Source organism: Azotobacter armeniacus (assembly GCF_054779355.1).
In genome coordinates this window covers 142,423-154,676 of sequence record NZ_BAAGYK010000035.1, presented here as the reverse complement: position 1 = coordinate 154,676, position 12,254 = coordinate 142,423, and the positions used below count along the sequence as shown (strand labels likewise).

Below are 12,254 nucleotides of genomic sequence, written 5' to 3'. Positions count from 1 at the left end.
GGCCGAGAATGGCCTGCTGACGCCAGGGGCCGGGATCGCCGGCTGCCTCTGCGCGCATCCAGCCGGTCTTGCGTGGCTCGTTGCCCAGCAGGCCATCGAGGAACAAGCCGGCAGAGGCCGCCACCCGCTCCTGGGTAAACAGAGGGCGCATACGCGCCTTGACTTCGCGCAGCGATGAAGCCCACAGCTCCAGGGTTGTCTCGATCGATGCAGTTGTCATCCGGTTTCTCCCAGGCAAGGGAATACATCAAGCAAGGCAGATGAAGGCTAAATATGCAACTGTAGTGCTAGCTGAGGGCGGCGATCAGCTCTGCCTTGCGCATCCGCGAGCGGCCCCGCACGCCCTGTTCGGCAGCAAGCGCGAGCAGAGCTGCACGGGGCATCGCGCTCAGCGAGGTGCTGCCGGCCTGCTGTCGGGCACTGGCGGAGCCGCGGTTGGGCGACTGCCCGCGACGACTGGCCGCAGCCCGGCGCGCGGAGTCCTTGCGGTCGGCGCGCTTGGCGGTTTCGCTCTTCTGACGGCCGGAGCCGCTTTTCTCGCCGCCGCCGGACTGCTTGTTTACCGTGGCCCAGGCGCGGGCTTCCGCCTCCTCTTCTGGAACACCGCGCGCCTCGTAGCTTTCTTCGATATGTTCGGCCTTGCGCTTCTGCTTTTCGGTGTAGCTGGACTTGTCACCCCGGGGCATGACGGTTCTCCTGTGACGATGGGTTACATGAAGTTTCGACTGGCCTATTGCTCAAAGTTTCATCAGTTGTCAGGGTGGCGACCGGCGATCTGCAACCGGGTTAGTCTTGGCGGGTGACTGGCAGTGACCGAGAGGAGGATCCATGGGCGAAGGGTGCAGGACCCGCTACCCCATAGTGCTGGTGCATGGCCTGCTCGGCTTCGTGCGCCTGCCCGGCCATTCCTACTGGAATGGCATCGATGTGGCGTTGCGCCGCGAGGGAGTGACGGTTTATCCAGTGCGGCTGTCTGGCGTGCATGATAACGAGGCGCTGGGTGCCCAGCTGCTCGAGCGCATTCCGGCGATCCTCGCTGCCAGCGGTGCGCCCAGGGTCAATCTGCTCGGCCACAGCCAGGGCGGGCTGAGCGCCCGCTATGCGGCGGCGTTGCGCCCAGAGTGGGTGGCTTCGGTGACCACAGTCGCCACCCCCAACCACGGCTCCGAGGTGGCCGATCGGCTGCGCGGCCAGCTGCCGCCCAGCGGCCGGTGTGAGCGCCTGTTGGCGCGGGGCTTCGAAGGGCTGGCACGGCTGATGGAGCGGCTCGAGTGCGCCGAGCCGGGGCTGTGCCTGCCCCTCGATGGATCGGCCTCGCTGCTGGCGCTGACCAGCGAAGGCATGGCTGGTTTCAACGCTCGCTACCCGCAGGGTTTGCCCAGGCACTGGGGAGGCGAGGGTGCCGAGGAGGTCGACGGGGTGCGCTACTACTCCTGGAGCGGCACCCTGCAGACCCGGGGCGACGCCGTTATGAACTTCGAACCCAGGCATGTCCTGTGCCGGCAGCTGGCCCGCTGTTTCGTCCGCGAGGCCGGGCAGAACGACGGTCTGGTGGGGCGCTTCAGCTCACACCTCGGGCGGGTGATCCGCTCCGACTACCCCTTCGATCATCTGGACATCATCAACCGCTGCTGGGGACGCCGGGAGGGGGAGGCCAAGCCGGTCGGCGTATACCTAGAACACCTATCGCGACTGGCCGAGGCCGGGCTCTAGCTAGTGCAGCTCCAGCGTACGTCCGTCGAGGATGAGGCGCTCGGCGCGCATTTCTGCGGTGCCATCCTTGCGCGGATAACCGACCAGGATCACCGGTCTTCCCGGTCGCAGATCATTCTTGATCACGCCGAGCGACAGCAGGCGCGAGGAGGGACCCAGCACCACATTCCACTCCTCGCCTCGATAGTCGACCCGTACCTCGGCCTGAAGGCTGCGATACAGCACCTGTTTCAGGGGGGCCTCGATGGTCAGTCTCTGTCCCGTGTCATAGGAATCCCAACGCTGGTTCGCCAATCCCATGGAGGCGCCGAACAGCAAGGCAGCACCGAGCAGCAGGGCAAGTAGGGAGACCAGCAGGAGGCGTTTCTTGTACATGATGCGCACCCCGGTTCGAAGCATCGGTGACCCCAAAACCATAGGCCAGAATCCTTCGGCCGGTATCTGGTCCGACCAAGCGCGCAGGTCGGGAGCCGATGGGGCGGGCCCGCGTGAAGTCCGAGGTCCGTTCCGCTGCCCAGCGCGTATCAGCCGTAGCGCCGCCGCGCCTCGATGGCCAGGCCGCTGCCAATACTGCCGAAGCGGTCGCCTTCCACCTGGCGGGCGTTCGGCAGCAGCCCGGCAACGCTTTGGCGCAGCGCCGGCACGCCGCTGGAGCCGCCGGTGAAGAACAGCGTGTCGATCCGCTCCCGGCCCACCCCGGCACCGGCCAGCAGGCTTTCCAGGCTGGTACGGACCCGCTCCAGCAGCGGCTCGATGGCCCGCTCGAAGAGCGCGCGGTCTAGTTCGGCGGCCAGCTCCGCCTCGATGCGCGCCAGATCGATGCGGTGTTGTTCGCTTTCGCCAAGGGCTATCTTGCCATCCTCCACCTGCATCGCCAGCCAATGTCCGGCGCGTTGCTCGATCAGTCGGAGCAGCCGGTCGACGCCGGTGGGGTCGAGGATGTCGTAGCGCATACTTGCCAACGCCCGCTGCGAGGCCTGGGCGTAGACGGCGTTGATGGTATGCCAGGTGGCCAGATTGAGGTGCACGCTGGTCGGCATCGGGGCGTCGCTTTTCATCCGGCTGCCGTAGCCGAACAGCGGCATCACCCCCTGCAGGCTGAGCTGGCGGTCGAAGTCGGTGCCGCCGATGTGCACGCCGCCGGTGGCGAGGATATCGTTCTGCCGCTCGGGCAGGGCGCGGCGCTCCGGCGCCAGGCGCACCAGGGAGAAGTCGGAGGTGCCTCCGCCGATATCGACGATCAGCACCAACTCCTCGCGGGCGATGACCGACTCGTAGTCGAAGGCCGCGGCGATGGGCTCATACTGGAATGAAACCTCCTTCAGGCCGAGGCCTTTCGCCACCTCGATCAGAGTGTCCGCGGCCTCCCGATCGGCCTGTGGGTCCTCGTCGACGAAGAACACCGGGCGGCCCAGCACCGCCTCCTCGAAGGGGCGCCCGGCCACCGTCTCGGCGCGCTGCTTCAGCTCGCCGAGGAACAGCTTGAGGATCTCCTTGAACGGCAGCGCGCTGCCGAGCACAGTGGTTTCGCTTTTCAGTAGCTTGGAGCCCAGCAGGCTCTTCAGCGAACGCATCAGGCGCCCCTCGTAGCCTTCCAGGTATTCGTGCAGGGCCTGTCGGCCGAACACCGGGCGGCGCTCCTCGAAGTTGAAGAACAGCACCGAGGGCAGGGTGATCCGGCCGTCCTCGAGAGGGATCAGCGTCTCCCTGCCGGGACGCTGCCAACCGACGGTGGAGTTGGAGGTGCCGAAGTCGATGCCGCAGGCGCGGGCGGGCAGGGCGGTGGTCATGGCGCGGGCTCGGGCGGAAAGGGGGCGCGCATTCTAGCAGGCCGCCCGGCGTCTGCACCCGCCTGCCGACGCCGGTCAAGGATGGAGTGCGTGGCGGTACATTTCCTTGCGCTCGACCCAGTGTTCGATCAGGGCGCGCAGCTGGGACAGCTCCACCGGCTTGGCCAGGTGGCCGTCCATGCCTACCCGCAGGGCATGCTCGCGGTGCTCGCTGAGGATATGCGCGGTGAGCGCGACGATCGGCGTGTGCGGGCGAAGCTCGCGGGCCTCCCAGGCGCGTAGCTGTTCGGTGGCGGCAAAGCCATCGAGCACCGGCATCTCGCAGTCCATCAGCACCAGGTCGTACTGCTTGGCCTTCATCGCCTGCAGGGCCTCCTCGCCGTTGCTGGCGGTGTCCGGCTGCAGGTTGAGCTTGCGCAGCATGCCGCGGATAACCTTGGTGGAAATGCTGTTGTCCTCGGCGACCAGGATGCGGAAGTCGCCCGGCACTTCCAGGGCCGCGTTCTCTGCCAGGCCGGTGGCCGGCGGACGAGCGTCGCGACGCTTGCCGAGTTCGTCGGCGAGGGTGGTCTTCAGCGTGTAGCCGGCCACCGGCTTGGCCAGACTGCAGGTGATGCCGGCATTGCGTGCATAGACCCGCCCCGGCGCATCGCTGAGACCGGTCAGCATGATCAGCAGGATGTCGTGATTCAGACCGGGGTCTTCCTTGATCCGTTGTGCCAGCTGCAGACCGCTCATGCCGGGCATGTTCTGGTCGAGCAGCGCCGCGTCGAAGTATTCCCCCAGATGGGCCTTGGTGCGCAGCAGGGCCAGGGCTTCCTTGCCGGAGGAAGCCGCGCTGACCTTCATGCCCCAGGCGCTGCACTGCTGCAGCAGTACCTTGCGGCAGGTGTCGTTGTCATCCACCACCAGCAAGCGGGCATCCTGCAGCGGGCCGTCCAGGTCGGCGACCGGGCGCTTCAGGCAGGCGGGATCGAGCGGCAGCGACATCCAGATCGTGCTGCCCGTGTCGGGGCCGATGTCGATGCCGTAACGCCCCTGCATCAACAGGACCAGCTGGCGGGCGATGATCAGGCCCAGACTGCCGTCGAGCTGCGCTGCGGAGAGCAGATCGTGGCTCTGTAATTCGCTGTGGAGCAGGGCTTCGCGGCGACTCTTCGACATGGGTTGGCCGCTGTCCTGCACGGCGATGTGCAGGCGCGGCTGCGGACCCTCGGTTTCCAGGGATACCTTGAGGAGGATTTCCCCTTCGTCGGTCTGCCGGAAGGCGTTATCGATCAGGGTCAGCAGGATCTGGCGCAGACGCGTCGGATCGCCGTTGGCCACCCGTGGCACCTGCGGCTGGACGAAGTTGATCAGCTCGACTCGGCGCCTTTCCGCCTTGGCGCGGAAAATGCCCAGGCAATCGTCGATCAGGCCGTTGAGATCGAATTGCACATCGTCCAGCTCGATTTGTCCGGATTCCAGGCGGGAAATGTCGAGGATGTCGTTGATCAGGCTGAGCAACTCGTTGCCCGAGCTGTTGATCGTCTGCACGTAGTCGTACTGCTTGGCGGTCAGCGGCGTGCCGAGCAGCAGTTCGGTCATGCCCAGAACGCCGTTCATCGGGGTGCGGATCTCGTGGCTGAGCTTGGCCAGGAATTCGCTCTTGGCGCGCAGTTCCGCACTGCTCGCCGCCTCGCTGGTGCGCCAGGCCGCACGGTCCGTCTCGATTTTACGCTGCCGCTCGGCAAGGGCGAAGCCGAGCACCAGGCCGCTGGCGGCGCTAAGGGCGAAGAGCACGAAGACCTGCCAGCAGGGGCCGAACTGGCCAAAGTCCAGCAGCATCGACAGATAGGCGCTGAAGCCCAGGTGGAAGAGCAGCATCCCGACCAGCACCAGGCGTGCCGGGCGATAGCCACGCAGCCAGTGATAGAGCGCGCAGCCCGTCGCGGTCAGGCTGGCGAGCAGGATCAGCCCGCTGCGCAGCCCGCCGTGGGGGGACGGGCCGTCCAGCACGGCGGCCAGCGCCAGCACGGCGATCTCGCCGCGCAGCAGCCAGTCGAGCAGGCGCGGGCGCTCCACCTGGTCGAAGAAGCTGCAGGTGAACTGCAGCAGGAAGAGGAAGCTGAGGAGGGCGGCGATGTCCGCTACCGCTATCTGGTACTGCCCTAGCTGCGGCAACCAGGCACTGAGCAGGCCGAAATGCGCGATGGCACTGAGCAGGAGCGCGCTCTGCATGGCCGCCAGCCAGAGATTGCAGAGCGCCTTGTTGTAGCCGAAGCGGATCAGATTGTAGAGCATTCCCAGGAACAGGGCGCTGAGCAGTGCGCCCAGGGTGTAGGCCAGCTTGTTCTTGTCCTGCAGGCCGGTCGTATCGATGTAGTCGAACCAAGCCGGCGCGGCTTGCCGGGGGGCTAGCCGCAGCCAGGCCTCGCGCGGCGCCTGATCCGCTGGCAGGGGGAACAGGTGGGCCTGGCCGGGGGGGGCCAGGCCGCCCAAGAGCATCGCCCCGGTTTCGATCCTGTGCTCCTGCACGCCCCTGTTGGTCAGGAAGAAGTCGACCCGGTCCACCCGCGGGGCGAATACCCAGATCCAGCGGGGATCGTCGTGGCCGGAGATGGGCACATGCAGCCAGGCAGCCTGGTTGGCCGGCAAGGTGAGGGAGTGGTGCTTGAACGGGGTGAAGCGGTCGCGGCGTGCGATGATATCCTTCAGCGTCAGGCTGGCCGATTCGTCGAGGAGGATCCGCCAGTCGCCGTTCGGCATTGCCTGGCCGGCCTGAAAGGGGGGATCGCCCGAGCGCAGCAGACTGCCCGCGAGGGTCGGCAACGCCGCGAGCACGACCAGCAGCAGACTGACAATGAGCGTTGTGGCATTCCAAGGCCGGCGCACGACGAAGTCCCTTCCTGAGTAAGTGGCCAAATTATAACCAATGGCCTGAAGTAAAGTAACGAGCAAAAGGCTATCCTTTAATAGCCTTTTTTTGTTCTTTCAGGCGTTTTCTCGATGATTATTCCAGGCTTTCAGCCTTCCCGGGCAATCGCACGGTAGCCGATATCCTTGCGGTAGAAGCAGCCACTCCAACTGATCTGCGCTGCTAAGGTGTAAGCGCCCTGCTGGGCCTCGGACACGCTCTTGCCGAGGGCGGTGGCGCATAGCACACGGCCACCAGTGGTGACCACCTGACCGTCCTTGACCGCGGTGCCAGCGTGGAACACCTTGCCGGGCAGCTGTGCGGCGGCGTCCAGGCCGGAGATCACGGCGCCCTTGGCATAGTCGCCCGGGTAGCCACCCGCAGCCAGCACCACGCCCAGGCTCGGCCGCGGGTCCCACTGTGCCTTGACCTTGTCCAGCGCCTTGGCCAGAGCGGTCTCGATCAGCAGCACCAGGGACGACTGCAGGCGCAGCATCACCGGCTGGGTTTCCGGGTCGCCGAAGCGGCAATTGAACTCGATGACCTTGGGTGCGCCCGACGCGTCGATCATCAGGCCGGCATACAGGAAGCCGGTGTAAACGTTGCCCTCGGCGGCCATGCCGCGCACGGTCGGCCAGATCACCTCGTCCATCACCCGCTGGTGTACTTCGGCGGTGACTACCGGGGCGGGGGAGTAGGCGCCCATGCCGCCGGTGTTGGGGCCGCTGTCGCCGTCACCGACCCGCTTGTGATCCTGGCTGGTGGCCATCGGCAGCACGTGCTCGCCGTCGACCATGACGATGAAGCTGGCTTCCTCACCGTCGAGAAACTCCTCGATCACCACGCGCGCGCCGGCGTCGCCGAAGGCGTTGCCCGACAGCATGTCGCGCACCGCGTCCTCGGCTTCTTCCAGGGTCATGGCGACGATCACGCCCTTGCCGGCGGCCAGGCCGTCGGCCTTGACCACGATGGGTGCGCCCTTCTCGCGCAGGTAGGCGAGTGCCGGCTCGACTTCGGTGAAGTTCTGGTAGGCGGCGGTGGGGATGGCGTGGCGGGCCAGGAAGTCCTTGGTGAAGGCCTTGGAGCCTTCCAGCTGGGCGGCGGCGGCGGTCGGGCCGAAGCAGTCCAGGCCGCGGGCGCGGAACAGGTCGACCACGCCATTCACCAGCGGCGCTTCCGGGCCGACGATGGTCAGCTGCACATTCTTCTCGGCGAAGTCGGCCAACTGTTCGATGGCCAGCACCTCGATGGCGACATTCTCGCACTTGGCCTCGAGGGCGGTGCCGGCGTTGCCCGGGGCGACGAAGACCTTCTCGACGCGCGGGTCCTGCGCCACCTTCCAGGCCAGGGCATGCTCGCGGCCGCCGCTGCCGATGATCAGTACGTTCATATCTGTCTCCTAGGAGGGGAGGCATGGGCCTTGGCCCATTTGGTGGACAACGCGGTTGTCCACCCTGCGAATTAGAGGCGGGTGTAGGGCGGACAACCGCAGTTGTCCGCCATTACAGATCAACGAATCAATGGCGGAAGTGGCGCATGCTGGTGAACACCATCGCCATGCCGGCCTCGTCGGCCGCGGCGATCACCTCGTTGTCGCGCATCGAGCCACCCGGCTGGATCACCGCGCTGATGCCGGCCTTGGCCGCGTTGTCGATGCCGTCGCGGAACGGGAAGAAGGCGTCGGAAGCCATCACCGCGCCCGCGACCGACAGGCCGGCGTGCTCGGCCTTGATCGCGGCGATCCGCGCGGAGTTGACGCGGCTCATCTGGCCGGCACCGACGCCGATGGTCTGGCGGTTCTTCGCGTAGACGATGGCGTTGGACTTGACGAACTTGGCCACCTTCCAGGCGAAGATCAGGTCGTGGATTTCCTGCTCGCTCGGCGCGCGTTGGGTCACCACCTTGAGATCGGCCTCGGTGATCATGCCGATGTCGCGGCTCTGCACCAGCAGGCCGCCGTTGACGCGTTTGTAGTCCAGTCCGGCAATGCGCTCGGTCGGCCACTGGCCGCACTCGAGCAGGCGTACGTTGGCCTTGGCGGCGACCACTTCACGGGCCTCGGCGGACACGCTGGGAGCGATGATCACTTCGACGAACTGGCGCTCGACGATGGCCTTGGCAGTCTCGCCATCCAACTCGCGGTTGAAGGCGATGATGCCGCCAAACGCCGATTCGCTGTCGGTAGCATAGGCCAGGTCGTAGGCCTTGCGGATGCCGCCCTCGCTCTCCGGTACCACGGCCACGCCGCACGGGTTGGCGTGCTTGACGATGACGCAGGCCGGCTTGACGAAGCTCTTCACGCATTCCAGTGCGGCGTCGGTGTCGGCCACGTTGTTGTAGGACAGATCCTTGCCCTGCAGCTGCCTGGCGGTGGCGACGCTGGCCTCGGCCGGGCTGGCTTCGACGTAGAAGGCCGCATTCTGGTGCGGGTTCTCGCCGTAGCGCATGTCCTGAGCCTTGATGAACTGGCTGTTGAAGGTGCGCGGGAATTCGGCGCGGCCTTCGGTGGACAGGGTCTCGGCCGACTGGTCGACAGTGCCCAGGTAGTTGGCGATCATCCCGTCGTAGGCGGTGGTGTGCTCGAAGGCCTTGAGCGCCAGGTCGAAGCGCTGGGCGTAGGTCAGGCCGCCGCTTTTCAGGGATTCGATGATGCCTGCGTAGTCGGAGGCGTTGACCACGATGGCCACGTCCTTGTGGTTCTTCGCTGCCGAACGGACCATGGTCGGGCCGCCGATGTCGATATTCTCGATGGCATCCGGCAGGGTGCAGCCGGGCTTGGCCACGGTGGTGGCGAAGGGGTAGAGGTTGACCGCGACCAGGTCGATCGGGGCGATGCCGTGTTCGGCCATCACTGCGCCGTCCCTGTCGCGACGGCCGAGGATGCCGCCATGGATTTTCGGGTGCAGGGTCTTCACCCGACCGTCCATCATTTCCGGAAAGCCGGTGTAGTCGGCCACTTCCACGGCGTTGACACCGCTGTCGCGCAGCAGCTTGAAGGTGCCGCCGGTGGAGAGGATCTCGACGCCGAGGGCGGCGAGTTCGCGGGCGAAGTCGACGATGCCGGTCTTGTCGGACACGCTGATCAGGGCGCGGCGAACGGGAAGGCGGGTGGTCTGGTCGGTCATCTCGGATTCCATCAGGACAGGATTGAATGGAAACGGGAGCGGCTCGGCCGCTCCCGTTTCAGACGGATAGGGTTACAGCAGGTCGTACTGCTTGAGCTTCTTGCGCAGGGTGCCGCGGTTCAGGCCGAGCAGCTCGGAGGCCTTGGTCTGGTTGCCCTTGACGTACTGCATCACGGTTTCCAGCAGGGGGGCCTCCACTTCGGAGAGCACCAGGTTGTAGACGTCCGTGACGGCAGCCCCCTCGAGATGGGCGAAGTAGTTGCGCAGCGCCTTCTCCACGCTGTCGCGCAGCGTCTGTCCCGCCTCGCTCGGCGTGTTCAGGTGTTTTTTCAGATTGGCGTTGTCGCTCACGGGTGTCGTTCCACTCTCTAAAGTCTTGGTCATCGTCGTCATACGGCCACCCCATCTCCGTCTTCGTGGCGTTCGGCGAAGAATCGTCGAACGTGGGCGCTCTGCGCGTCCGTGGTATCCAAGCGGTTGAACTGGGCTCTAAACTCCCCCGCCCCCGGCAGGGTTGCCAGATACCAGCCGACGTGTTTGCGGGCAATGCGAACGCCCAATTCATCCCCGTAGAAGCGGTGCAGTGCGGCCAGGTGCTCCAGCAGAACGGGTTCTACTTCCGCCGCCGTCGCTGCCGGCAGGCACTCGCCAGTTTGCAGGTAGTGCTCGATCTCGCGGAAGATCCATGGCCGTCCCTGGGCCGCGCGGCCAATCAGCAGGCCGTCGGCGCCGGTGGCGTCGAGCACCTGGCGGGCCTTCTCCGGCGAGTCGATGTCGCCATTGGCGAACACCGGAATCGATACTGCCTGCTTGATCGCGGCGATGGTGTCGTACTCTGCCTCGCCGCTGTACAGGTCGGCGCGGGTCCGCCCATGAACCGCGAGGGCGGCGATGCCGACCTGTTCAGCGAGCCGGGCCACGCTGACCCCGTTGCGATTCGCCCGATCCCAGCCGGTGCGGATCTTCAGGGTCACTGGCACGTCGACGGCGGCAACCACCGCATGGAGGATCTCGGCGACCAGCGACTCGTTTTTCATCAGCGCCGATCCGGCGGCCTTGCTGCAGACCTTCTTCGCCGGGCAGCCCATGTTGATGTCGATGATCTGCGCGCCCAGTTCGACATTGCGCCGGGCCGCCTCGGCGAGCATTTGCGGGTCGCCGCCGGCGATCTGCACCGAGCGCGGCTCTAGCTCGTCCCCGTGCGGTAGGCGCAGGCGGGACTTGCGGCTGTTCCACAGGCGAACGTCGCTGGTGAGCATTTCCGATACCGTCATGCCGGCGCCGAGTCGGCGGCACAGGGCACGAAACGGCCGATCGGTGACGCCGGCCATGGGCGCCAGGATCAGTCGGTTGGGCAAAGTGTAGGGGCCGATACGTACCGCCGACATAGGTCTTCCCTGCTGGAGGCTGGTTTCAGGCCGAACGGGGACCGCAAAAAAAGGGTGGGCATGATACCTGCTCTCCATGAATGGATAAAGGTTGTCCTGCACAAAATATGAACAGCAGGCAGGCGCCCGCAACCGGCGGGCAGCCCGATGGCAGCCCTCCAAGCAAGGAGCGTCACTCCGGAGAGTGGAAGCTTAGGCTGTAATTCACCGCCTGTGTGCCGGGGTCGAGAATCTCCAGCGAGATGTGGATCGGCGTCTGCGGCGGCATTTCCTGCTGCCCGGCCAGTTCACCGCTCAGATACTCGTTAGGCTTGAAGCGCCGGCTGGCGACGGGCTGGCCGTTGATATCGGCGAAGCGCAGTTCGAGCAGCGGGAAGGGTTGGGCGAAGGTGGCGCGGTTGTAGATGATCGCGTCCACTACCAGGGCTCCGGCGAATTCGGGGTGGTTGCGCACCACCAGGTTGCTGCTCTTGATCTGGTCGATATCGACCAGCGGCGGCAGGCTGCAGCCGAGGTAGGGGCACAGTCGCTCGAACCAGGGCCGGTAGCGGTCCTGACGGACCAGCTCGTCATAGTGGAACCAGACGTACTGGCCGGCCAGCGCGGTGAGCGCGAGCAGGTTCAGGAGGAGCCAGCCCAGGCGGCGGCCCCAGGACTGGCGTGGTTTCCGCCAGTCGAGGCGGAGGGGTTCGTCGGCCAGTTCGAGCAGTCCTCCCTCGGGGCGCTCCGGCTCGTTGCGCTGCAGCGGGCTGGCGGGCGAAGGTCGGCGCGGCTCCACTCTGGCGGCGGGCGCTTCCCGGGGGGCGGGGGGCGGGGGGCGGAGCGGCTCACTGCCCTCGACGGGTGGTTTCAGGGTCAGTGTCGGCTCGGGGCGCTCGCCCTCGCCGCTCGGCGTGACGAGCAGACTGCCGGTCGGCGGCAGCGGTTCGACGGGCCCCTGGCGCGGTCGGGCGCCGGAGCGTGGCGCCGGAGATTCGGCGTCGGCGCTCTGCAGGCGCGCCATCAGCTGGCGCTCCTGGCTTTCCAGCTTGGCCAGCTCCTCGTCCAGGTCAAGGGTATCCAGGTCAAGATCGCCCAGATCGAGTTCGTCATGGTCCCAGTGGGACGCGGGCTCCGCTGCCCGGGGGGTACCGGTCGGTGCTTCGGCAGCTGCGGACTGGGGCGGGGCCGGTCGCTCGATGAGGTGTCTGGCGGCGTTGAACACCTGCAGGCAGGCGCCGCAGCGCACCGCGCCGCGGGCAGCATCGAGCTGCGCACGGTTGATGCGAAAGCGGGTCTGGCAGTATGGGCACTGGGTGGCGAAGGTATCTGTCATGCGGCGAACCGGCAGTCGGCGGTCTGG

At 66.4% G+C, this 12,254-nt stretch carries 10 protein-coding genes and 1 pseudogene; 1 reads left to right on the top strand and 10 read right to left on the bottom strand.

What is annotated here, in order from left to right; genetic code table 11:
- Both ACYVD0_RS08605 and ACYVD0_RS08600 read right to left on the bottom strand, forming a co-directional pair.
- Positions 1 to 220, bottom strand: a pseudogene (locus ACYVD0_RS08605) (IS701 family transposase); the annotation flags it as partial.
- A 67-nt stretch (positions 221 to 287) separates the two neighbouring features.
- Entirely contained in the window at positions 288 to 686 is a 399-nt protein-coding gene (locus tag ACYVD0_RS08600; protein ID WP_460426432.1) for a Rho termination factor N-terminal domain-containing protein, read from the bottom strand.
- Positions 687 to 828: 142 nt separating this feature from the next.
- Here ACYVD0_RS08600 and ACYVD0_RS08595 point away from each other — a divergent pair, with 142 nt between their 5' ends.
- On the top strand, positions 829 to 1,713 hold the full coding sequence (locus tag ACYVD0_RS08595) for an esterase/lipase family protein (protein ID WP_460426431.1): 885 nt from the start codon (positions 829 to 831) through the stop codon (positions 1,711 to 1,713).
- Here the strand turns inward: ACYVD0_RS08595 and ACYVD0_RS08590 are convergent, their stop codons facing one another.
- From ACYVD0_RS08590 to ACYVD0_RS08555, 8 genes are all read right to left on the bottom strand, one after another.
- Entirely contained in the window at positions 1,714 to 2,088 is a 375-nt protein-coding gene (locus ACYVD0_RS08590) for a hypothetical protein (protein WP_460426430.1), read from the bottom strand.
- A 149-nt stretch (positions 2,089 to 2,237) separates the two neighbouring features.
- Positions 2,238 to 3,503, bottom strand: a complete 1,266-nt coding sequence (locus ACYVD0_RS08585) for an Hsp70 family protein (RefSeq protein WP_460426429.1) — start codon at positions 3,501 to 3,503, stop codon at positions 2,238 to 2,240.
- A gap of 75 nt (positions 3,504 to 3,578) precedes the next feature.
- Positions 3,579 to 6,377, bottom strand: coding sequence for a response regulator (locus tag ACYVD0_RS08580; RefSeq protein WP_460426428.1), 2,799 nt, complete (start codon positions 6,375 to 6,377; stop codon positions 3,579 to 3,581).
- A 131-nt stretch (positions 6,378 to 6,508) separates the two neighbouring features.
- Positions 6,509 to 7,789 carry a phosphoribosylamine--glycine ligase gene (gene purD / locus ACYVD0_RS08575; RefSeq protein ID WP_460426427.1) on the bottom strand — a complete coding sequence of 427 codons (1,281 nt, stop codon included), beginning with the start codon at positions 7,787 to 7,789 and terminating at the stop codon, positions 6,509 to 6,511.
- Between the two features lie 127 nt (positions 7,790 to 7,916).
- Positions 7,917 to 9,524, bottom strand: a complete 1,608-nt coding sequence (gene purH / locus ACYVD0_RS08570; RefSeq protein WP_460426426.1) for a bifunctional phosphoribosylaminoimidazolecarboxamide formyltransferase/inosine monophosphate cyclohydrolase — start codon at positions 9,522 to 9,524, stop codon at positions 7,917 to 7,919.
- A gap of 72 nt (positions 9,525 to 9,596) precedes the next feature.
- The gene (gene fis, locus ACYVD0_RS08565; RefSeq protein ID WP_460426425.1) at positions 9,597 to 9,917 is read right to left on the bottom strand and encodes a DNA-binding transcriptional regulator Fis; all 321 of its coding nucleotides are present in this window, start codon (positions 9,915 to 9,917) and stop codon (positions 9,597 to 9,599) included.
- A complete protein-coding gene (gene dusB / locus ACYVD0_RS08560) occupies positions 9,914 to 10,912 on the bottom strand; it encodes a tRNA dihydrouridine synthase (RefSeq protein WP_460426424.1) in 999 nt (332 codons plus the stop codon). Before dusB ends, fis begins: the two co-directional genes overlap by 4 nt.
- A 172-nt stretch (positions 10,913 to 11,084) precedes the next feature.
- Positions 11,085 to 12,227, bottom strand: a complete 1,143-nt coding sequence (locus tag ACYVD0_RS08555; RefSeq protein WP_460426423.1) for a DUF3426 domain-containing protein — start codon at positions 12,225 to 12,227, stop codon at positions 11,085 to 11,087.
- Between the last annotated feature and the right edge of the window lie 27 nt (positions 12,228 to 12,254).

Excerpts from the sequence above, each read along its gene's own strand:
- ACYVD0_RS08600 (WP_460426432.1), bottom strand. The coding sequence starts at position 686 with ATGCCCCGGGGTGACAAGTCCAGCTACACCGAAAAGCAGAAGCGCAAG.
- ACYVD0_RS08595 (WP_460426431.1), top strand. The coding sequence starts at position 829 with ATGGGCGAAGGGTGCAGGACCCGCTACCCCATAGTGCTGGTGCATGGC.
- ACYVD0_RS08590 (WP_460426430.1), bottom strand. The coding sequence starts at position 2,088 with ATGTACAAGAAACGCCTCCTGCTGGTCTCCCTACTTGCCCTGCTGCTC.
- ACYVD0_RS08585 (WP_460426429.1), bottom strand. The coding sequence starts at position 3,503 with ATGACCACCGCCCTGCCCGCCCGCGCCTGCGGCATCGACTTCGGCACC.
- purD (WP_460426427.1), bottom strand. The coding sequence starts at position 7,789 with ATGAACGTACTGATCATCGGCAGCGGCGGCCGCGAGCATGCCCTGGCC.
- purH (WP_460426426.1), bottom strand. The coding sequence starts at position 9,524 with ATGACCGACCAGACCACCCGCCTTCCCGTTCGCCGCGCCCTGATCAGC.
- fis (WP_460426425.1), bottom strand. The coding sequence starts at position 9,917 with ATGACGACGATGACCAAGACTTTAGAGAGTGGAACGACACCCGTGAGC.
- dusB (WP_460426424.1), bottom strand. The coding sequence starts at position 10,912 with ATGTCGGCGGTACGTATCGGCCCCTACACTTTGCCCAACCGACTGATC.
- ACYVD0_RS08555 (WP_460426423.1), bottom strand. The coding sequence starts at position 12,227 with ATGACAGATACCTTCGCCACCCAGTGCCCATACTGCCAGACCCGCTTT.